Consider the following 19,444-nt stretch of genomic DNA (forward strand, 5'->3'; position numbering starts at 1 on the left):
CGTAGGCCCGTTGTCGCGTTGCGGTCCCGGCCCGCGGCTCAACCGTTCATTCGGTTGAGTTTGCGCACGCTCTTGTCGAACGTCCGGGCAGGGACGATGCGGCGCAGCACACTGACCCGTGCGGCGGTCGCCCCCGCGGGATAACTCAGCTTCGGTTTCGGGTCGGTCGCTGCCGCAACGACCGCCTTGGCGATGACGGCGGGGGCGTCGCCGCTCCTCATCTGCTCCTCGACCACCTCGTCGAAGACGGCTCGTTGCCGCGCGTACAGCGACATAGGGGTGTCGGCCTCCACCATGTTCGCGTCGAACGGGGTGTTGACGGGGCCGGGCTGGACGCGCAGGACCCGAACGCCCTGCTCGCGGACCTCGTGGTCCAGGGACTCGGAGTAGCCCTCGACCGCATGCTTGGTCGCGACATAGACGGCCATGAAGGGGTTGGGGACGAACCCGCCCACGGAGGAAATGTTGATGATGCGTCCGCGTCCCCGGTCGCGCATGTGCGGCAGGACGGCCTTGGTCATGCGCATGAGACCGAAGACGTTCACATCGAAGACGCGCTGCGCCAGCGAGACGGAGACTTCCTCGGCGGCGCCATTGGCGCCGATCCCGGCGTTGTTGACCAGGACGTCGAGGCGCCCGAACCGCTCAATCACCTGCTTTACGACGCTGTTGACCGAGTCGTCGCTGGTCACGTCGAGGGCGAGGAACGTCACCCCACCGCGAGAAGCGCCCCCCGAGGCCTTCCGGCTGGTCCCGACCACGTCGAACCCCGCCTCGGCGAGCGCGTGAGCTGTCGCCTTGCCGATACCCGAGGACGCACCCGTCACCAGCGCCACTGGCCGTTCTGCTGTCATGGCTAACTCCTGAGTCTTTTGAATTACGACCACACTGTCAAAGGTCGGTGTTCCGCCCCCATCCACAGGGAGGCGGGAGAGAGCCGCAGCAGCGGCTGTGACATCACAGAAGCGGCCGGAGCCTTGACCTGGCGCGCGGGCCGCCGGTGCTGCACGACACGGCCTGGGCGCAACGTCCCGACCGACGCGCCACTTGCCGAATGCGGCGGGGCGGACCCGCCGAGCTGGAGTCGCGGCTACACCCGGAACGAATACCGTCCCGCCAAGTGCCCGTACTGCCGCGGCCCGCGCAGTCAGACGGCCTTGAGCTGCCCGCCGTCGATCAGATAGTCCGCGCCCGTGACGCTGGCGGTGGCGTCGGAAAGGAGGAAGGTGATCAGGGCCGCGACTTCCTTCGGCTCGACCAGGCGACCGGTGGTGATGCCGAGAGCTCCGGGTGCCTGCTGGACGAAGGAGGCGATGTCCATACCGAAGGCCGCTGCCACCTGCCCGCCGAACTTCTCCGGGCTGTCGTAGATGGAACTGTGCACCAATCCGGGAGAGACGGTGTTGACGCGCACGCCCTGGGGGCCGAACTCCTCGGCCAGGACCTTGCCGAGGGCGGTGAGCGCCGCCTTGGCGGTGGAGTAGGCGACGGGGCCGAGACCCGGCAGGTGCGCGACGACCGAGGAAACGTTGACGATCACGCCCTTGCGCTCGATGAGGCTGGGCAGGGCGGCCCGGCTGACCCGGACGGTGCTGAGCAGGTTGATGTCGAGAAGGGACGCCCACTGCTCGTCGTCGGTGTCGAGGAAGCCCTTGACGGCGAGGTCGTCGCCGCCGCCGACGTTGTTGACCAGCAGGTCGATTCCGCCCAGTTCCGCGAGGGCCGCGTCGATCAGGGTGCGCGCACCCTCGGCGGTGCTGAGGTCGGCGCTCACGGTGCGGGCACCGGTCTCCTTGAGTTCGCTGGTGATCGTACGGGCGGCGCCGAGGACGCGGACCCCTTCCGCCGTCAGCGCCTGGACGGTGGCCAGTCCGATGCCCCGGCTCGCTCCGGTCACGACAGCGGTCTTGTTGGCGAGGTCGAGATTCATGGTCATCCTTTTCTTGAACTCTAGGTACAAAATTTGGGCACAGCGCGGTCAATACGAATACACGCCCGCGACAGGGGTCAGAGAAGGTCGATGGTTGCGTCGATCACTCTGCGGAGGCGGTCGGGCCCGGAGTCGACACGGGCCGCGAGCCGCATGCCGTTGACGGTGTTCAGCAGCAGGCTGGCCAGGGCCTTCGCGTCACGCCCCGGGTCGATCTCCCCGGCGCGCTGCCCCTCCTCCACCAACGCACGGAAGGCGCCTTCGATTCGATCGAACATGCCCCGCACCTGCGCCGTCACGGATTCATCCCCGCGACCGAACTCGATCGCGGTGTTCAGTGCCAGGCAGCCACGGCGATCAGGGTCGGCGAGGTCCGCCTGAGCGACGAAGAGCAATGCGCTGCGCAGCCGGTCCTTCACTGGCCCGGGACCCTCCAGCAGCTCCGCCACCGCGGAGTTCTGTAGGTCCAGATAGCGGCGCAACGCCAGGTCGAACAACTGACGCTTGCCACCGAAGGCGTTGTAGAGGCTCCCCTTGCCGATACCCAGGGTGTCGACAAGGCATTGAGGTGTGGTGGCGCCGTAACCCTGACGCCAGAACACCTGCATCGCCTGCTCGACCGCCACGTCCGGGTCGAACTGTTTGGGCCTTCCCATGAGCGAGATCCTAACAGTATTCTTGACCTACAGGTAAAATACTCCTCCATGGCTGGCCGTCGGGCCAACACCTCGGGGCGGTACACGGGGGCGGTACTACTGAGCCGAGTTGCCGGACAGCAGGCTCTGGGCTCCGGACAACAGCACGCCCGGGTGGATGCGCTGGAGGTGGAGACTCGTCATTCCCTGGAAGAACTCCATCGGCGTGGTGGAGCTCCTCAAATGCCGGTCCACGTCGTCGAGGTAGCGCCGTGCGCGGCCGATGTTGACCGGGCCGTCCGGGTCGGGTGGTGTCTTCGTGACCGGCCACCACGAACTCCGCTCCGGGTGCCCCCACTTGGCCGAGAGTGGAGCGCCACGCGTCGCCACCTCTCGCTCGCGGATTCCGCGAGCGAGAGGTGCACGCCGTTGTAGACCACGTCACCGGGCCCTGCCGGCTTCGGGCTCGGCACCCGGAGCACGGTCGTGTCGTCGCTGTCGCTGTGAACGACCTCGACGGGGATGAGCGCGTGCCCCCCAGGCCCGGTCCCCCCTCCCCGACGACCCGCGCGTCGACGGAAGCCGTCGGTATCCGGCCGGGAACAGCGCGTGACAGAACTCCGCACAGGACTCCGCGGTGGTCTGGACGGCCATGTGGGCCTTGGTCCCGGCCGCCGCACGGACCACTGCGTCGGGGAACGGTTCGAGCAGGACGTCGATCCTCCCTTCACCACCGACACCGCTCGAAAGGTGCGCGAGCGGCTTGCCCGGTTCGACGCCGACGTCGTCGTGTGGGACCCGTTCGTGGACGACGCCGACGTCGTCGTGTGGGACCCGTTCGTGGACGACGCCGACCTCGCGGCGGCCGGAGTGCGGCGCGCGGCGGACCTGGAAGAGATCTTCACCGAGAGCGCCATCGTGAGTGTCCACACACCGCTCATTGCCGGGGTGACCGATCAGCTGATCACGGCAGACCTGTTGGCTCGATTGCGCCCCGGAGCGGTGTCCTCAACACCTCGCGCGGTGCGGTCGTCGATGAAGCGGCTCTGGTCTCGGTGCCCGGACAGCGTCCCGATGTGCTGGCCGTCCTGGACGTGACCTGGCCCGAACCACCAGAGTCCGAATCTCCGCTGTTCGATCTGGCGAACGTGATGCTCACCGGGCACTCGGCCGGCTCGGTGGGCACGGAGAACCAACGCATGGGCGACCTTGTCCGAGACGAGATCCTCGCGTTCGCCGGCGCACAGCCCCTGGGGCACACCGTCACCCGCGAGCAGGCAAGCCTGCGAGCCTAGGCGCGACTCGGGCTGCTCACGCGGTGCCGCCCCCTCCCTGACGCCCAGACCGCCGACGCGGCCCGCGAGCGGAGGAGCGTACGGCGCTGGAGGCACGACTGCTCCTCTGACTCTCTACGGCGGGTCCCGCTTGCGGCCGAGACCGCTTTATATTACGATCATAAGTTAATGGCTTTGGAGGCCGGATGAGACCCGGACGGCGGCAACTCCGTCGACTCCTTCCATCAATCCAGTAAGGCGGAAGCACCTCCGCTTCTCGCCGCAGAGCAGCCGAAGGTCCCTTCGAATGATGTCGAGCCGTGACACGCCCAAACCTGTCCGTGCGGACGCGGCACGCAACCGCTCCCGTCTGCTCGACGCCGCACGCATCGCGTTCGCATCCGAGGCGCCGGTATCCCTGAAGCAGATCGCGCGGGACACCGGTGTAGGGATCGCCACTCTCTACCGGCACTTCCCCACCCGAGAGGCACTGATAGAAGCGATCTACCAGCAGGAGCTGGCCCAGTTGTGCGCCGACGCCGAGGCCCTCCTCGACGCGAAGGAGCCGGCCCAGGCACTGCGCAGCTGGATGGACCGCTTCGCCGACTATGCGAGTACGAAACGAGAGACGGCGGACGCGCTACGTGCGGTTCTCGCGTCCGACATCGCGACCGCATCGCAGGCACGCGAACAGCTCTGCGCTGCGGTGCAAGGCATCCTCAATGCCGGGACAACCGCCGGGACGCTGCGCGACGATGTCCGCGCCGACGACATAGTCGTCACCCTCGTCGGTATGTTCACCACGACCTCACTGGCAGGCGGACGCGAACAGTTGTGCCGCATGCTCGACCTGCTGATGGACGCCGTCCGGCGCCCGGTCCCATGACGTACGGGGGCAGGACCCCCATAGCAGCTTGAGGTTGCGCAACCGATCCGAGTGCCAGGGGGTCTTCCTGTCGCCTCACTACATGTTGATCATGTGGCCTGCGAGGCCGTGGACGGCTTCCTTGACTGCCTCGCCGAGGGTGGGGTGGGCGTGAACGTTGCGGGCGACTTCATGCACGGTGAGGTCCCACTGCTGCGCCAGGGTCAGCTCCGGGAGCAGCTCCGTGACGTCCGGGCCGATCAGGTGGCCGCCGAGGAGCTCGCCGTACTTGGCGTCGCTGATCAGCTTCACGAAGCCGGTCGCATCACCGAGGCCGTGAGCCTTGGCGTTCGCCGTGAACGGGAACTTGGCGACCTGGACGTCGTAGCCCTTCTCCCTCGCCTGCGCCTCGGTATAGCCGAAGCTGGCGATCTGGGGCTGGCAGTAGGTGGCGCGCGGAATCATCGCGTAGTCCAGCTCCATCGTCTCCGCGTCCGCGAGGGTTTCGGCGGCGATCACGCCCATCGCCTCGGCGGCGTGCGCGAGCATCAGCTTCGCGGTGACGTCACCGATGGCATAGATGTGCGGGACGGAGGTGCGGCAGCGGCCGTCCACGTCGATCGCGCCGCGCTCGGTGAGGGTCACGCCGGTGTTCTCCAGGCCGTAGCCGGTGACGTTCGGTGCGAACCCGATCGCCTGGAGGACCTTGTCGGCCTCCAGGACCTGCTGGGCGCCGTCCTTTCCTGTGACCGTGACCCGTACCTGCGGGCCGGACTCGTCGATCGACTCGACCCGTGTGGAGGTGAGGACGTCGATGCCCAACTTGCGGTACTGCTTGGCAAGTTCGGCGGAGACCTCGGCATCCTCCAGCGGTGCCACGCGGTCCAGGAACTCCACGACGGTGACCTTCACACCGTAGTTGTTCAGGACGTAGGCGAATTCGATGCCGATCGCGCCGGCGCCCGCGATCACGATGGACTGCGGCAGGTCCTCGGCGAGGATCTGCTCCTCGAACGTCACCACCCGCGAGGTACGGCGGGTGCCCGGCAGCAGCTTGGGGGTGGCGCCGGTGGCGATGATGCAGTCGTCGAAGCCGATGGTGCGGATGTTGCCGTCGTAGTCGGCGACCTGGAGCGTGTGCGGGTCCAGGAACGTGCCGCGGCCGCTGATCTCCGTGATCTTGTTCTTCTTCATCAGGTAGTGGACGCCCTTGACCCGGCCGTCCGCGACCTTCCGACTGCGGCGGAAGGCCTCCCCGTAGTCGAAGGAGACCTGCCCGTCGACCTTGATGCCGAAGGTCTTCGCCTCACGCGTGAAGATGTGCGCCAGCTCGGCGTTGCGCAACAGGGCCTTGGTGGGGATACAGCCCACGTTCAGACAGACGCCGCCCCAGTACTTCTCCTCGACGACCGCCACGCGCTTGCCCAGTTGAGCGGCCCGGATGGCGGCGACATAGCCGCCGGGGCCTGCGCCGAGTACGACGACGTCGAAGCGCTCGCCCTGTTCATCCATGGAAGGTTCCTTTCCGCTGGGGCGGCCGGTTCCCCGCGAGGGACCGGCCGGCTCCCGATCGAACAACCTGTTCTTCAACCCGACAGCGGTGGTTTCCGCCACTGCCGGCCTCAGGGAAACCGCAGGCAGTCCGCTGGACGTCTGCTTCAGCGCCCCGATGTCATGATCTATGCCCGCGCGGCAATCAGCGACGGCGCGCCGACACCTCGTCGACTTCCTGCACGCCGGCCTCGGTGACACCGCGCCTGAGGGTGTCGAGCCCGAAGGCCGCGACCGGTCCGTGCACGCCAGGTTGGAGCACGGCATCCGGGGCCGCCGCGTACATGGCGCCCCATGCCAGAAGAGATCCCGTCATCTCGTACGGGTCCGGCCCGGTCAGGGCTGTCGTGGCCAGGAGACGACCGTGCCCGTCACGCGCCACGGCGATCACCAGGGAACGGCCGTCGAGATCCGGTTCGCGGTGGGCTCCCGGGAGCCGCTCGGACCATCGCGCCAGCGCGGCCCGCACCTTCGCCGACCGCAGCAAGGGCGCCTGGAGCGTTGCGGCGATCTGTATCGGACGGGTCCACCGCCCGAGCCAGCCCAGACCCACCTCGACACTCTCCAACCGGGGAAAGACCGCCGGGAGTCCGAGATGCTCGGTGCCCGGGACGGTCATGACCGAACGCTTCACACCGGCGTAGCGACTTGTGCGCACACGCTTGGCAGCACGTTCGCCGATCAGTCGGGAAGGCTGCCCGGGACGTGCGGGACGGTAGGCGAAGCCCTCTTCGGCCGCCGCGGCGACCAGCGTCTGCCGCGTGCCTGCCGTGGTCAGGGTGTAGGAGTCCCGCAGGGTGCTCCGGTAGAGCAGTTCGTCCCCGTGTCCCGAGCGGGTGATGAAGTAGCCGATCTCGACATGGCGTGCGCGCTCGCCCGCCTGGTCCAGAGCCAGCGCGCCGGCGAGATTGCCCGGCACGTAGTCATAGCCGAACGCCGGCACAAGGGTCGCTCCCCGGGCGGCAGCGACGGAGTCCAGCTCATCAAGGACGCGACGGGCGAAGGGCCCCTCTCCCGTGGAGTCGAAGTAGTGGGCTCCTGCCCGCGCGGCAGCCGTGACGGTGGCCATACCGAGCTGCATGAACGGCCCGACGGTGGACAGGACCACGTCGCTGGGCTCCAGGAGGCGCGTGAGGTCGGACGCCGACGTGACGTCCACCTCTGCCACCGGCAGCTCTGCCTCGAACTGGTCGGCCAGAGCCAGCATCCTGGTTCGGCTTCGCCCGACCAAGGTCGGCTTCTCGCCTCGTGCGAGCAGTTCCCGAAGCACTCGCTGTCCGGTGTATCCCGTCGCGCCGAGCAACACGATCCTGCGCTTCTCCACGGCTCCGCCTGCCTTCCCGGAGGGCCTTGTCATGACGACCATCGATTGACCACGAGTCATTCATTGACTTCGGGTCATTGAATATACAATGGCACACATGAGAGGGCCAAACCGACGCCAGATGTACGCGGAGCAGACGCGGACGGACCTGGTGGCGACCGCGCGCAAACTGTTCGTCGACAACGGGTTCGCGGACACGTCGGTCGAGGCCATCACCGGGGCGGCGCTGGTGAGCAAGGGCACCTTCTATCACCACTTCCCGGACAAGAAGGCGATGTTCGCCGAGCTCTACACGGAGCTCATTCAGCAGGTCGGGGTTCTGGGCGACGCGACGTCCGAGGCGATCCGGGCCACGCCGGACGAGCCCGCCATGACCGCGGTGGTCGGCCTCACGCACGCCTTCCTGCGCCGGACCATCGACGACCCACTGCACCGTGAGCTGATGGCCCAGGCACCCTCGGTCCTGGGCGAGCAGTACCGGCACATCAACGAAACCGTCGCCCAACCGCCGATCGAACGGCTCCTGGCCGTTCTGGCCGAACGCGGCGACCTGCAACCGGATGTCCCTGTCGCCACTGTCGCCCGACTGCTCTTGGCAGCCCTGTGCGAGGGCAACCAGATCATCGCCGCCGCGGCGGACCGGGAGGACGCACTGACCAGGACGTTCCGCGCGATCACCCTGCTGATGTCAGGCCTGGCGGCAGAAGGCGTCGGCGCCCACGGTTGACCTGAAATGGGACCGCACGGAGAGCGTCGCCGCGTAGCGCCCCGCCTCCTGTCGGCGAGGCCGCGTCGTTATCGTGCCGCCTCGGCCTCGATACCGCGGACCAGGTCGATGGCCCGGCCCAGGGTGTTGAGTCGATCGTCGAGGGTCTCGCCTGCCGGATAGAAACGAACGGTGTCGACGCCGGCGTCGCGCCACACGCGCAGCCGCTCGCGCACCATGTCCTCGGTTCCGATCAAGGTGGTCGCCAGCACCATCTCGTCGGTGACCAGAGCGGTCGCACCGTCCCGGTCGCCGGCCTGCCAACGCGTGCGGACTTCGGCCGCCACCTTGGCCCAACCCTGGCGGCTGTAGGCGTTGTTGTAGAAGTTCGTGGTCGCGGAGCCCATTCCGCCGAGGCTGAAGGCCAGCTCCTTCTTGCGTCCGGCCACCATCGCGCTCAGTGCGTCCTCGTCGTCGGCGAAGGCGACCTCGGCGCCCTGGCAGATGTCGAGGTCGGCGCGCGTGCGACCGGCGTTGGCCAGGCCCCGGTCGAGGTGGTCGAAGTACGCCTCCTTGGCGCCCTCGGGAACGAAACTGGTGCCCAGCCAGCCGTCGGCGATCTCACCGGTCAGGTGCAGCATCTTCGGCGAGAGAGTGGCCAGGTAGACGGGGATGTCGTACTCGGCGCGCATGGACAGGCGCATGGGCTTGCCGTCCCCGCCCGGCAGCGGGATGTGGAATTCGCGCCCGGAGTGGGAGACCTTCACCCCCGAGGCCGCCTGGCGCACGATCTCGACGGTCTCGCACATCCGTGACAGCGGACGGTCGAACGGCACTCCGTGCAGCCCTTCGATCACCTGCGGCCCGGAGGGACCAAGCCCGAGAAGGAACCGCCCCTGGGAGATCTGAGACAGCGTGATCGCGGCGCGGGCGATGGCCATCGGCGTGCGGGTGCCGAGCTGCATGATTCCGGATCCGAGGAGCATGCGCTCGGTCTTCGCCGCAAGGTAGCCCAACGGCGAGGGCGCCTCCGAGCCCCACGCCTCCGCCACCCAGCAGATGTCCAGACCGAGCTTCTCCGCCTCGGTGACATAGGCGACGATCTCCCGCCAGTCGCCACCGGAGGCTTCGATCGTGGTGGAGGTGCGCATCACAGACTCGCCTCGCCCGCGGTCGAGGCTTCCTCGGCCAGCTTCTTGATCTCTTCGAGGGTGACGGTCATGTTGGCCTCGAACTCCCGCATGCGCACGAAGACGATCTTCTGCTCCTTCTCCGGCATGCTGTCGATGGCGAAGGAGAGGCCCGAGCGGGCCGGCCCCATCTGCATCCACTCCCGCAGCAGCGTGCCGCCGTCCTGCGGCTCCAGGGTGAACCGCCAGACGGCGGTGGGATGTTGCGGGTCCTCGACCGCCCAGGCAAGCACCTTCGACGGCTCGTACTCGACGATGGAAGAGGTGGTGGCCCACTCCCCCAGCGCCTCGTGCCTGCTCCGACCGACGAACCGGGCACCCAGCGCGGGGCAACTCCGGCCGTCCAGCCATGTCACCGACTGCAACTCGGAGCTCATACGCGGCATCAGCTCGATGTCGGACACCAGCGTCCAGACCTCGTCCGGCGGGGCGGCGATCCAGGTGTGGACCTCCACCGTCGGTTTGTCCGCATAGCGCGCGCCCGTCCACTCCATGATCCTGCGGCCTCCCTGCCTCATCCGAGAACTCTCTGGGACGTACTGACCAGTAAAGTTGCGTAGATAGACTCACATGTCAAGGGTGGAAACCATCCACGCGGAGCTACTGGGTCAGTCCGCGAAACGCTCCCGTACATCCGGCCGCTCGGCCAGGTGCGGCGGATAGCCGGGCCCTATCCGGGGGCGGGTGTTCTCCGCGGTCATCGGCTCGCCGCAGGAGGCACACACCACCTCGGCATGGGTCTCCTGCCCGCACACCTCGTGACGCATGGCCACCGGCGGGCCCGCTTCACCGGCCAGCCAGCGGTCCCCCCACCGGTTCATCACCAGCAGGACGCCGTAGAAGTCGCGGCCCTTCTCGGTGAGCACATAGTCGTACCGAACCGGCTCCGTCTGGTACGGCCGCTTCTCCAGCAGCCCCTCCTCAACCAGCCGGCGCAGCCGGTCCGTCAGCGTGTTGCGAGCGACCCCCAGCGATGCCTGGAACGCGTCGAACCGCCGGATCCCGTAGAACGCCTCACGCAGCACCAACGGCGTCCACCAGTCCCCGAGCAGGTCCATGGTCCGGGCGATCGAGCAGGGCCACTGCGCAAAGGATGTCCGCCTCATGGCCGCAAGCATAGGTTCGTCCAGTCATGAGACCCAGCAGGTGGATCGGCGGCAGTTCATGCGTGCGACATCTTGCGCTCCCTAAATAACGAAGTTATGTTGCCGCCATGAAACGTGACTTGCTGGGCAGAAGGCTGGTTGTCACCGGAGCCGCACGCGGCATCGGCGAGAAGGTGGCCCGCCTGGCCGCCGCCCGAGGCGCCGAGGTGACCCTGATCGGACTGGAGCCGGATCGCCTGCGTGACCTCGCCCGCGATCTGGGCCCCACCGCCTTCTGGCGTGAGGCCGATGTACGCGACGGCACCGCGCTCCGGTTGGCCATCGATCAGGCCGCGGAGGTCATGGGCGGCATCGATCTCGTCGTCGCCAACGCCGGTGTCGTGGCGTACGGGACGGTTCGGCAGACCGACGAGGCGTCGTTCGAACGGGTCCTGGACATCAATCTGAACGGCGTCTTCCGCACCCTCAAGTACGCGACACCCCACCTGGAGCGCAGCCGGGGCCATGTGCTGGTCGTGGCGTCCGCACTGTCGTTCATGCCGCTGGCCGCGATGGCCTCGTACGGAGCGAGCAAGGCCGCCGCCGAGCTGCTCGCCCTGACCTACCGCCAGGAGGTGGCACACCTCGGGGTCACGGTCGGCCTGGTGCACCCCTCCTGGATCGACACGGACCTCGTACGTGGCGCCGAGGCGGATCTCCCGTCCTTCCAGGGCCTGCGAAACCGGCTGCCCTATCCGGGCAACGTCACCACGAGCGCCGACCGGGCGGCGGCCGCGATCGTCGACGGGCTCGTGCGGCGACGCAGCCGCGTGTACGTCCCGCGCGCCGTCGTCGTGGCCAACTGGGCGAAGGCCGCGCTGAATTCACCACTGGCCTGGCCCTGGGCGAGGCGCTTCGCGGCCCGTGCGGTTCCGTCCCTCGAACGGGAGGTCGCGGCGCTGGGGAGGCATGACCAACTCACGCCAGGCACCGACGCGCCCGCTGCGGAGACCAAGTCGTCCTAGCCGCGGATGGGGCAGTCTTCCGACCGCCCGGCTTTCACCGGTCGTGAGCGATCGACTCGTAAAGGCGCGCGCCGGCCTCGTGCGAGGCCTCGGCACGTTCCCGCTCGTCCCCCAACCCGACAGAGAAGTTCACGCCCATCGGCAGCATGACCTCGACCACGGCGTCCTCGAACTCGACGAAGTGCTCGGCCAACTCGAGGGTGATGTATCCATGGACCAGACTCCACAACTGAGCGGCGATGACCTCGGGTTCCTGCCGCTCGACCCTGCCGGAGTCCACGAGCCGTTCGCACGCCGCGGTGACGAGGGTGTGGGCTTCTCGGAAGGCCGGGGAATGGCCGCTGAAACGAAGGTCCGCGTCCGACAGCGGCCGGTAGGTCGCACGAGTGGACAGCCCGAACATCAGGTCGTAGAGGTGCGGGTTCTCGCGCGCCACTCGGCGGCAGGTCAAGGCCAGGGCGAAGAGATCCGCAATCGGATCCTCGGTCACCGGCACTCGGGCGAACGCCGCGCTGAGCTCCTTGAACCCATGGTCGGCGACGGCTCGCATCAGTTCGGGGATCCCACCGAAGTGGCTGTACACCACCATCGTCGAGAGTCCGCTCGCGGACGCCACCGTGCGCGCCTTGACGGCCGACGGACCCTGTTCGGCCAGCAGACCGATGGCGGCCTGTACAAGCCGCTCCGGTGCGTCGTCGAGTCTCGCCCGCCCTGCCATGTTTCTCCCGCCTCTACCGTTGACACGCCTGAAATAACTTGGTTATCTAACTCGGCACGGCAATGGTACACATCACGAGTGATGTGCCGTTTCGCACACGGGCGCCCATCCCTGTACGCGCCTTCGCGCACTGTCCCAAATTCCTGGCGCCGGCACCCCCTCCCCCACGCGCTTTCCACTCCCCATGAACTCAGCCCGGGAGCAGAATCCATGCCATACCAAGACAAGGGTCATCTGGAGATCGAGGACCGCGGAGCCGTCCTGATCGTCCGGGTCGACGGCGGCCCGCACCAGCTGTTCGGCCTCGACATCGCCAACAAGCTGCACAAGCTGGTGACCCGGGTCGACCGTGATCCGAACGTCCGCGCGGTCGTGTTCACGGGAGCACATCCCGAGCGGTTCGTCAGCCATGCCGCGGTCCGGTGGCTTCAGGAAGAGGGCGACGCAGGTCCCAGGCTCGGCCGGCGCGGTGCCGCCGCCGCGGTCCGCGTGGCGAAGTACGTGGACCGGTCCCGTGTCCTGAGTGCCCTCATGAGCAGGACCCCCATGCGGGGAGCCCTCCAGCTTGAGCACATCCACAGGGCCTTCCTCCGGATGAACAGCAGCGGTGTCCTCTTCGTCGCAGCCCTCAACGGATCGGCTCTCGGCCTCGGCGCCGAGTTCGCCTGGGCCTGCGATCTGCGGGTCATGGCCGACGGGGACTTCTTCATCGGCCAGCCGGAAATCCTCCTCGGCATCATCCCGGGTGGCGGCGGCACCCAGCGGCTGACCCGCCTGATCGGCACCCACCGGTCCCTGGCCGCGATCCTCGAGGGCAAGCCGTTCACGCCCGAGGAGGCTCTCGCCAACGGGGCGGTCGACAAGATCGTTCCGCAGGACAAGGTCGTCGCGCAGGCGGTCGAACTCGCCGAACACTTCGGGAAGCGGTCGAAGGCGTCGGTCGCGGCCGCCAAGAGGTCGGTGTACTTCGGCGGCTCGATGTCGCTGGAGGAGGGCCTGCACGTCGAACGCGCCGAGTTCTTCGTCCAGGTCAAGACGCCGAACGGCCAGGACGGGATGCTCAGCTACATGAAGACGACGGACGTCAACGGCGAGCTCCCGCTGTACGAACCGGACACCTACGCGCAGGCGCTCGCCTCGGGCAGCGTCCACACACCCCGCTCAACGAAAGGACGGTGAGCCGACGATGAGCACCGCACACTCCTTCACCCGTCACGACATCACGTTCCCCTCCGGCGACAGCTCGTGCGCCGGCTGGCTCTACCTCCCCACGGGCGTCACGTCCCCGCCCGTCGTCGTTCTCGGGCACGGCCTGGGTGCCACCCGTGAGATGCGCCTGGACGCCTTCGCCGAGCGCTTCGCGCAGGCCGGCATCGCCGCCGTGGCCTTCACCTACCGGCACTTCGGCGACAGCGGCGGCCACCCGCGCCAGCTCCTGTCGATCAAGCGTCAACTCGCCGACTGGGACGCTGCCCTCGCCTACGTCAAGGCCCGCCGTGACGTCGACCGCACCCGTATCGCGGTGTGGGGCAGCTCCTTCGGCGGTGGCCACGCCATCACCGTCGCCGCATGCCATCCCGAACTGCGCGCGGCCGTGGCCCAGTGCCCGTTCACCGACGGCCTCGCCTCCGCGCTCGCGCTGGGCCCGGTCGCCTCACTCAGGATCACGCCCGTGCTCGCTCGCGATCTGGCGACCAGGGTGCTCGGCAAGGCCCCCGCGATGGTCCCCATCGCCGCGGCCCCCGGTTCGCCGGCCCTCATGAACGCTGCGGACGCGCTGCCCGGCTACGAGGCGCTGCAGCCGCCGGGGACGAAGTTCCGCAACGAGGTGGCGGCACGGGTCATTCCGACCATCGCCGCCTACCGGCCGGGGCGCGCGGCGAAGAAGGTCACAGTCCCGATCCTCTTCTGCGTCAGCAACACCGACTCCGTCACGCCTCCCGCCGAGACCCTCAAGTACGCGCGCACCGCGCCCAGGGGGGAGATCAAGAGGTACGACGCCGGCCACTTCGACTTCTACACCGGCGAGACCTTCGAGGAACTGGTCCGTGACCAGGTCGAGTTCCTCACCCGCCAGCTGCACCCGGCGCCCGCCGCTTCAACTCCTTGACCGGACCTCATCACACCGAGACAGGTACGCCCGACATGAACTTCGCTTCTCTGCCCGACCGTCGCGCCGCTCTCGACCCCGATGGGCCAGCGGTCTCGGACGGGCGCCAGTCGCTCACCAACACCCAGTTGCTGGATCGCGTCCGTGCGGCAGCGCGTCAGCTCCAGGACCTCGGGATCGGTCCCGGCGACGTCGTGGCACTCAAGCTGACGAACCGCCTCGAGTTCGTCCTGCTGCTGTTCGCCGCCTGGCGGATCGGCGCCACCATCACGCCGGTCAACCCGAGCATGACCGACGTCGAGGTGGACCGGCAGCTGACGGACTCGGGTGCGCGCCTGCTGGTGGTCGAGGACCGCGCGGCGCCCGTCACCGACGGTCCTGCCGTCCTCGCCATCGGCGCGCTGTACGAAGAAGCGGTGGGGGCGGATCACGCGCCGCATGCGGACTCGTCCGCGCTGGCCCTTCTCATCTACACCAGCGGCACCACCGGGGTGCCGAAGGGCGTGATGCTCGACCACGCCAACATCGACGCCATGGTCGAGATGGGGCGCCTGTCGTTGGAGCTCGGACCGGCGGACCGGTGCCTGCTGATCCTGCCGCTCTTCCACGTCAACGGCATCGTGGTCAGCATCCTGACTCCTCTGCTCGTGGGCGCGAGCGTCGTCATCGCGGGCCGCCGGTTCGATCCGCGCGGCTTCTTCGACCTCGTCGAGCAGGAGCGCCCGACCTTCTTCAGCGCGGTGCCGACGATCTACGGCATGCTCGCCGCGCTCCCGGACGACGTTCGGCCCGACACTTCCTCGCTGAGGTTCGGGGTCTGCGGCGCCGCCCCTGCCTCGGCCGAGCTGCTGACCCGTTTCGAGGCCCGGTACCGGTTCCCTCTGGTCGAGGGGTACGGCCTGTCCGAAGCAACCTGCGGCTCCACCATCAACCCCGTGGCCGGGCCGCGACGCGCCGGCACCGTGGGGCTTCCCTTCCCCGGCCAGGAGATCCGGATCGTCGACGCCGACGGTACCGAGGTGGCGCCGGGCGCGGACGGTGAGGTCCTCGTGAAGGGCCCCAACGTCATGCGCGGGTACCTCGGCCGTCCGGACGAAACGGCCAGGGTCATCGTCGACGGCTGGTTGCACACGGGCGATGTGGGTCACCTCGACGCCGAGGGCTATCTGACGCTGGTCGGGCGCTCGAAGGACATGATCATCCGTGGTGGGGAGAACATCTACCCCAAGGAGATCGAGGACGTACTCGTGGGCGACCCGTCGGTGCTGGAAGCCGCCGTGATCGGCGTGCCGGACGAGAAGTGGGGAGAGGTGGTCGTCGCCTACGTCCAGCCGCGCCCCGGGGTCACTGTCGATACGGCGACGCTCAAGGCGCTCTGCGCCCGCAGCCTCACCGGCTACAAGCGTCCGACCGCGTTCTTCGTGGTGGACGCCATCGCGAAGAACGCGGTCGGAAAGATCGACAAGGTCTCGCTGCGGTCTGCCCACGCGGCGGTTTCCTGACCTTCACCGCGTACCCTGCCTGCCGCCGACGTCATGAAGTCAGGCGGCATCGGCGGGCGTAATCAACTGTTCCGCCCAGATGACCTTGCCCTCGCGGTTGTGCCTCGTGCCCCAGTGCTCGCTGAGCTGAGCGACCAGGAACAGTCCACGGCCGCCCTCGTCGAAGGTCCGGGCACGGCGCAGGTGCGGGGCAGTGCCGCTCGCGTCGGACACCTCGCATGTCACGGTGGACTGGAAAATCATCCGCAGTTGGATGGGGCTCCTGCCATAACGGATGGCGTTCGTCACCAGCTCGCTGACCACGAGCTCCGTGGTGAAGGCCATGTCCTCCAGCCCCCAGGCGGCCAGCCGCTCGGATGCGAAGGCACGCGCCTCACACACCACGGCCGGATCGGAGGGAAGATCCAGTGTGGCGACGTGGTCGGCGTCCAGCGCTCGGGTTCGTGCCACGAGAAGAGCGACGTCATCGGCGGGGCGGCTGGGCAGCAGTGCCTCGAGCAGTCCGTCGCAGGTCTCCTCGAGCGAGGCGGGTGCCCGGGCGAGAACGTCGGACAGCACCGCGAGAGAGGCATCCACGTCGCGAGCGCGGCTTTCGATGAGGCCGTCGGTGTAGAGCACCAGAAGACTGCCCTGTGGCAGTTCGACCTGGGCGGTTTCGAAGGGGAGTCCGCCGAGGCCGAGTGGCGGACCGATCGGCAGATCCGGAAAGTCGACCGCTCGGCCGGCTCCCGCCTCGCCGGGAGTCACCATGGCCGGCAGAACGTGTCCGGCGCTGGCCAGGGAACACACCCGGGAGACCGGGTCGTAGACCGCGTACAGACACGTGGCGCTGATCTCGTCCATCTCCCGTTGCTCGGTGCGCTGCATCCGGATGACCACGTCATCGAGGTGTGTCAGCAGCTCGTCGGGGGTCAGGTCGATGTCCGCAAGCGTGCGGACGGCCGTGCGCAGACGGCCCATGGTGGCCGAAGCCTGGAGGCCGCGGCCCACCACATCGCCCACGACCAGCGCGACGCGGGCTCCCGAGAGGGGGATCACGTCGTACCAGTCACCGCCCACGCCCGCTCGGGATCCGCTGGGCAGGTACCGGGAGGCCGTCTCGACGGCGGGCTCCTCCGGCGCGTGCTGCGGCAGCAGGCTGCGCTGGAGAGTGAGCGCGGTGGAACGCTCCTGGGTGTAGCGACGGGCGTTGTCGATGTTTACCGCCGCTCTGGAGGAGATCTCCTGGGCGAGGAGCAGATCGTCGTCGTCGAACGGATCCGTCGTTCGACGGCGGCAGAACTGTGCCAGCCCGAGCGGATTTCCGCGGGCCCACAGCGGGACCAGGAGCACGGAGTGAAAGCCGTCCGCGCCCGAGGTGCCCGCAAGGTCCGCGTCCACCTTCAGCCATGTCGGCGCGTCGGAGGCCTTGATGCCGAGCCGGAGGGGTTGCCCGGTGGCCAGCACGAGCGCTGGCTCCGACCCGTCCTCGTACGCGTGCGTCGGCCCTGGGCCGACTAGGGAGACCGGGCCTCCGTCGGAGACGGATCGTGCGATCCGACGGAGTACCGGCGGATCGTCTGCTGGGTGCGTCTCTTCCCCATGGAGGGCGGCGGCGAGAAGATCGACGGTGACGAGGTCGGCGAAGTGGGTAGTGCCGACATCCGCCAGTTCCTGAGCGGTGCGGGCGGTGTCCAGGGTCGTCCCGATCCGTGTGCCGGCCTCATTGATCAGGGTCAGCCGCCGCTGCAACCATCGGTCGCGCGCCCTCTGGTACGCCGTGACCGCCTGTTGCGAGGTGCGATCGACATACTCGAAACCCATCGCACTGAGTGCGATCGTCACCGCGTTGATCAGCTCAGGGTCCTTGGTGAGACGGCCCGTCTCCTCATAGAGCAGCTGAAGCAGACCCGCGTGCACGAGCCGGTAGACGCGCAGGAGCTCACTGATCTGCACCCCGTGCTCAGCGAGTCGGCAAGCGAAGTCGATGGCCGCGGGCGGCGTCGTGACCTCGGACAGTTCACGGCCGCCCTCAAGAAAGTCCAGAACGGTGTCGACATGCTCGGACAGACCCGCCGGCGCCAGAGCGGCGATGTCCTCGTACTTCCACACCTCGGGAAGCTCGCTGCGCAAGCGCTGTAGCACCACTTGGGTCAGCTGGTCCGATCGGGGCCGGAGCCCTCGGGCGAGCTCTCGAAGGAAGACATGGGCGTCGGTTCCCATAACCCAAAATGTACGGGCAAAGGTGTGTGCGAGCACCTTCCCCGTTTTCCGCCCAGGGCGGTTGCGCGTCCGAGGGGCTGGGCGACGACGACCCTCACCGCCGCCACCCAGCCCGGCCAGGTGCCCCTTCCCGGATCAGAGACTGTCGAGGAAGCCGAGGATCTCCCTGTTGACCGCCTCAGGCTGTTCCTGCTGGATCCAGTGCCCGCAGTCGGCAAGGATCACCGATCCTCGCAGGTCGTGGACCTTCTCCCCGATCCGGGCGATCGCCTCCTGGCTCCAGATCGTCGTCACGTCGCGGTCTCCTCCGATGAAGAGCGCGGGCACGGTCACCGGCCTGTCCTGGTACTCGCCGAGGACCTCCCAGTTCAGATCGACGGTCCGGTAGTAGTTCAACGGGCCGGTGAGTCCGGTGTGCTCCAGCTCGGCCACGAGGAAGTCCACCTCGTCCTGGCCGATCCAGTGGGGCAGCTTCTCCGGCATCTCCAGCATCGCGCCGAACCCCTCCGTCCGCGGCACGCACATGGCCGCCCGCACGAACTCCCGGAGAAAGTCCGGCGGGAGCGACGTGAGGTCGACGCCGACGAGCTCGGGAGGCAGGGGACGGTCCGCAGACAGGCTGTAGAGGCCGCTGACGACCCACGACCGCACATCCGCTTCGATGACCTGCTCCGCAACGCCGCCAGGAAGCGAGAAGTACTCCTGGTAGAACAGCATGTCCGGGCCCGCCAGCTCGCGGGCGACCGCACTCGGGCGCCGCTCACCGAAGGCGTTGCCCGGCAGCGCCGACTGCGCCCGGCCACCGAACGGCACACCCAGCGCCACGACCCCGCGGAAGACGTCGGGCCGCGTCCATGCCGAGGCCCACGCCACCGGAGCCCCGTAGTCGTGGCCGACGATCACCGCGCTGGACTCGCCCAGCGCCTCGACGACACCGACGCAGTCCGCGACCGACTCGGTGATCCGGTACGCCGCTATGTCAGCGGGTTTGGACGACCGGCCGTATCCCCGCATGTCCATGGCCACCGCGCGGTAGCCGGCGCCGGACAGCACGTCCATCTGGTGCCGCCACGAGTGCCAGGACTCGGGGAAACCATGGACCATCAGGACGATCGGGCCGGACGTACCGGCGATCCGCAGGTGGATGCGCTGTCCGTTGACCCGGACGGTGCGTTCTTCCCATTCGGAGAGGGGCATTGGCGGCCTCCATGTCGCTCTTGTGAGCAGAAACGTTTTCTCGGGGTGGCACGGTCCCGTCGTGCCACCCCGAGCGGCAGCGGTGAGGGCATCGGTTCGCCGTCTCGTCCCGATGCCCGCACCGCCGGTC

General features: G+C 68.2%; 18 protein-coding genes and 1 pseudogene. 7 read left to right on the forward strand and 12 right to left on the reverse strand.

Annotation, left to right across the window (positions count from 1 at the left end):
- Window positions 1-38: 38 nt before the first annotated feature.
- The 4 genes from OG303_RS01645 to OG303_RS01660 all read right to left on the reverse strand — a co-directional run bounded on the left by OG303_RS01645 (window position 39) and on the right by OG303_RS01660 (window position 2,955).
- A complete protein-coding gene (locus tag OG303_RS01645) occupies window positions 39-854 on the reverse strand; it encodes an oxidoreductase (RefSeq protein WP_405863938.1) in 816 nt (271 codons plus the stop codon).
- Between the two features lie 293 nt (window positions 855-1,147).
- Entirely contained in the window at window positions 1,148-1,930 is a 783-nt protein-coding gene (locus tag OG303_RS01650) for an oxidoreductase (RefSeq protein WP_405863940.1), read from the reverse strand.
- A 77-nt stretch (window positions 1,931-2,007) separates the two neighbouring features.
- Window positions 2,008-2,586 carry a TetR/AcrR family transcriptional regulator gene (locus tag OG303_RS01655; protein ID WP_405863942.1) on the reverse strand — a complete coding sequence of 193 codons (579 nt, stop codon included), beginning with the start codon at window positions 2,584-2,586 and terminating at the stop codon, window positions 2,008-2,010.
- 96 nt (window positions 2,587-2,682) lie between these two features.
- Window positions 2,683-2,955, reverse strand: coding sequence for a hypothetical protein (locus tag OG303_RS01660; protein ID WP_405863944.1), 273 nt, complete (start codon window positions 2,953-2,955; stop codon window positions 2,683-2,685).
- A 132-nt stretch (window positions 2,956-3,087) separates the two neighbouring features.
- Here OG303_RS01660 and OG303_RS01665 point away from each other — a divergent pair.
- Together OG303_RS01665 and OG303_RS01670 are read left to right on the forward strand one after the other, a co-directional pair.
- Window positions 3,088-3,860 (forward strand): annotated as a pseudogene (locus OG303_RS01665) (NAD(P)-dependent oxidoreductase).
- A 286-nt stretch (window positions 3,861-4,146) separates the two neighbouring features.
- The gene (locus tag OG303_RS01670; protein WP_405863946.1) at window positions 4,147-4,725 is read left to right on the forward strand and encodes a TetR/AcrR family transcriptional regulator; all 579 of its coding nucleotides are present in this window, start codon (window positions 4,147-4,149) and stop codon (window positions 4,723-4,725) included.
- Window positions 4,726-4,803: 78 nt separating this feature from the next.
- Here the strand turns inward: OG303_RS01670 and lpdA are convergent, their stop codons facing one another.
- Window positions 4,804-6,216, reverse strand: coding sequence for a dihydrolipoyl dehydrogenase (lpdA, locus tag OG303_RS01675; RefSeq protein ID WP_405863948.1), 1,413 nt, complete (start codon window positions 6,214-6,216; stop codon window positions 4,804-4,806).
- Between the two features lie 184 nt (window positions 6,217-6,400).
- Window positions 6,401-7,612, reverse strand: coding sequence for a saccharopine dehydrogenase NADP-binding domain-containing protein (locus OG303_RS01680; RefSeq protein ID WP_405863950.1), 1,212 nt, complete (start codon window positions 7,610-7,612; stop codon window positions 6,401-6,403).
- 64 nt (window positions 7,613-7,676) lie between these two features.
- On the opposite strand from OG303_RS01680, the gene OG303_RS01685 reads away from it, so the two are divergent.
- Window positions 7,677-8,306, forward strand: coding sequence for a TetR/AcrR family transcriptional regulator (locus OG303_RS01685; protein WP_405863952.1), 630 nt, complete (start codon window positions 7,677-7,679; stop codon window positions 8,304-8,306).
- A gap of 68 nt (window positions 8,307-8,374) precedes the next feature.
- On the opposite strand, the gene OG303_RS01690 is transcribed toward OG303_RS01685, so the two are convergent.
- The 3 genes from OG303_RS01690 to OG303_RS01700 form a co-directional block, all read right to left on the reverse strand.
- Window positions 8,375-9,436 (reverse strand): LLM class flavin-dependent oxidoreductase, encoded by a 1,062-nt coding sequence (locus OG303_RS01690; protein ID WP_405863954.1) that lies wholly within the window; start codon window positions 9,434-9,436, stop codon window positions 8,375-8,377.
- Window positions 9,436-9,969 (reverse strand): SRPBCC family protein, encoded by a 534-nt coding sequence (locus OG303_RS01695; protein ID WP_405863956.1) that lies wholly within the window; start codon window positions 9,967-9,969, stop codon window positions 9,436-9,438. Before OG303_RS01695 ends, OG303_RS01690 begins: the two co-directional genes overlap by 1 nt.
- A gap of 114 nt (window positions 9,970-10,083) precedes the next feature.
- Window positions 10,084-10,581 carry a winged helix-turn-helix transcriptional regulator gene (locus tag OG303_RS01700; protein ID WP_405863958.1) on the reverse strand — a complete coding sequence of 166 codons (498 nt, stop codon included), beginning with the start codon at window positions 10,579-10,581 and terminating at the stop codon, window positions 10,084-10,086.
- 107 nt (window positions 10,582-10,688) lie between these two features.
- Here OG303_RS01700 and OG303_RS01705 point away from each other — a divergent pair, with 107 nt between their 5' ends.
- Complete coding sequence (locus tag OG303_RS01705; protein WP_405863959.1) at window positions 10,689-11,585, forward strand: SDR family oxidoreductase; 897 nt, start codon at window positions 10,689-10,691, stop codon at window positions 11,583-11,585.
- A gap of 34 nt (window positions 11,586-11,619) precedes the next feature.
- On the opposite strand, the gene OG303_RS01710 is transcribed toward OG303_RS01705, so the two are convergent.
- Window positions 11,620-12,303: a TetR/AcrR family transcriptional regulator gene (locus OG303_RS01710; RefSeq protein WP_405863961.1), complete on the reverse strand. Its 684-nt coding sequence runs from the start codon at window positions 12,301-12,303 to the stop codon at window positions 11,620-11,622.
- Window positions 12,304-12,513: 210 nt separating this feature from the next.
- Between OG303_RS01710 and OG303_RS01715 the strand changes: the two genes are divergently transcribed.
- The 3 genes from OG303_RS01715 to OG303_RS01725 are packed head-to-tail and all read left to right on the forward strand — an operon-like array spanning window position 12,514 to window position 15,915.
- Entirely contained in the window at window positions 12,514-13,482 is a 969-nt protein-coding gene (locus tag OG303_RS01715; protein ID WP_405863963.1) for an enoyl-CoA hydratase/isomerase family protein, read from the forward strand.
- Between the two features lie 7 nt (window positions 13,483-13,489).
- Window positions 13,490-14,413, forward strand: a complete 924-nt coding sequence (locus OG303_RS01720) for an alpha/beta hydrolase (protein ID WP_405863965.1) — start codon at window positions 13,490-13,492, stop codon at window positions 14,411-14,413.
- Between the two features lie 35 nt (window positions 14,414-14,448).
- Window positions 14,449-15,915 (forward strand): class I adenylate-forming enzyme family protein, encoded by a 1,467-nt coding sequence (locus OG303_RS01725; RefSeq protein WP_405863967.1) that lies wholly within the window; start codon window positions 14,449-14,451, stop codon window positions 15,913-15,915.
- Between the two features lie 39 nt (window positions 15,916-15,954).
- On the opposite strand, the gene OG303_RS01730 is transcribed toward OG303_RS01725, so the two are convergent.
- Both OG303_RS01730 and OG303_RS01735 read right to left on the reverse strand, forming a co-directional pair.
- Window positions 15,955-18,117 (reverse strand): SpoIIE family protein phosphatase, encoded by a 2,163-nt coding sequence (locus tag OG303_RS01730; protein WP_405863969.1) that lies wholly within the window; start codon window positions 18,115-18,117, stop codon window positions 15,955-15,957.
- 135 nt (window positions 18,118-18,252) lie between these two features.
- Window positions 18,253-19,314: an alpha/beta fold hydrolase gene (locus OG303_RS01735; protein WP_405863971.1), complete on the reverse strand. Its 1,062-nt coding sequence runs from the start codon at window positions 19,312-19,314 to the stop codon at window positions 18,253-18,255.
- Window positions 19,315-19,444: the final 130 nt, after the last annotated feature.

It is taken from the genome of Streptomyces sp. NBC_00005 (assembly GCF_045160215.1).
GTDB lineage: Bacteria > Actinomycetota > Actinomycetes > Streptomycetales > Streptomycetaceae > Streptomyces.